We start from the raw sequence: 1364 nt of genomic DNA on the forward strand, positions 1-1364 counted from the left end.
CTAGGGCCTGTTTCAGAAGTGGATCACCTGGGTGGTTCACTTCCGAGATGATCTTTGTGTGGGTCGAGGTGATTTGACCGCCGCGCAGTGGGCGGTGCTGGAGCCGCTGTTGCCGGTGGGCAGGAAGGCGGGCCGTCCGCCGGTCTGGGCGAAGCGGCAGCTCATCGACGGGATCCGGTGGCGAGTTCGAACTGGCGCGCCATGGCGGGATGTGCCCGAGCGGTATGGGCCGTGGCAGACGGTGTACGGGTTGTTTCGCCGTTGGCAGCGGGACGGAGTCTGGGCGCGGATCCTTGTCGCGTTACAGGCACGAGCCGATGCCGAGGGGCTGATCACCTGGGATGTGTCAGTGGATTCCACCATCGTCCGCGCGCACCAGCATGCTGCCGGCGCGCGAAAAGATGGCGATGCGCAGAAGGAACCACCCGGTGGGGCTCGTACGGAACCAGACGATCATGGGCTGGGCCGATCACGTGGCGGTCTGACCACCAAGACACACCTGGCCGTAGAACAGGGGCAAAAGCCGCTGTCGTTGGTGGTCACGGCTGGGCAGCGGGGCGACTCCCCGCAGTTCAGGCCGGTGCTGGAGGGGATCCGGGTGCCGCGTCCGGGCGGTGGTCGTCCCCGTACTCGCCCCGATCGAGTCCGCGCTGACAAGGCCTACTCCTCCCGCGGCAATCGCTCCTACCTACGCCGGCGCGGCATCAGATGCACCATCCCCGAAAAGAAGGATCAGGCGGCTCATCGCCGCAAACGTGGATCGCGCGGCGGCCGGCCTCCCGCCTTCGACAAGATCGACTACCGCGAGCGCCACGCCGTCGAGTGCGCGATCAACCGGCTCAAGCGCAACCGCGCCGTGGCCACGCGGTATGACAAGCTGGCCGTCCGCTACGAAGCGACCGTACATATCGCCTGCATCAACGAGTGGTTGTGACCACGCTCTTGTCCGCAGCTGGGATCTTGCACAATCTGTTGGAGCGGTGACCCGTACGTCTGGAAAGGGGTCGATAGTGGGGCGTGAGTATATCCGGCTGAAGGCGGAAACCGAGGGCGGCCAACTCATCGTGGAGCCGTCCGAGGACGCCCTCTACGAGATGATCATCGAGCTCGCTCTGCCCGACAACACCTTCGTCATCGTCGAACCAGACGAAGACGACCCCACCTGGTTCGCCTCAGTCGCCCGCCTCGACGATGGCACCTACGAGGTCGAATACCGGGACCCGCTTCGTCGGTATCACCGCCTTGATGCCGCGACCGATCCGAGCTGTATCGCTTCCGACGTCACCATCTGGACCGCTCAGGCATCTCGAGCACACGCAGCCCTCACCCGAGACTCCTCACCCAACTTCTGAAACAGGCCCTAG

The 1364-nt window shown here is 64.9% G+C and carries 2 protein-coding genes; both read left to right on the forward strand.

What is annotated here, in order from left to right; genetic code table 11:
• Positions 1-58 precede the first annotated feature (58 nt).
• Positions 59-934, forward strand: a complete 876-nt coding sequence (locus ABT158_RS51195; RefSeq protein WP_352366771.1) for an IS5 family transposase — start codon at positions 59-61, stop codon at positions 932-934.
• A gap of 76 nt (positions 935-1010) precedes the next feature.
• Positions 1011-1352, forward strand: a complete 342-nt coding sequence (locus ABT158_RS51200; RefSeq protein ID WP_352366773.1) for a hypothetical protein — start codon at positions 1011-1013, stop codon at positions 1350-1352.
• Positions 1353-1364: the final 12 nt, after the last annotated feature.

Origin of the sequence: Nonomuraea sp. NPDC001636, assembly GCF_040298265.1 — a bacterium.
Lineage (GTDB): Bacteria > Actinomycetota > Actinomycetes > Streptosporangiales > Streptosporangiaceae > Nonomuraea.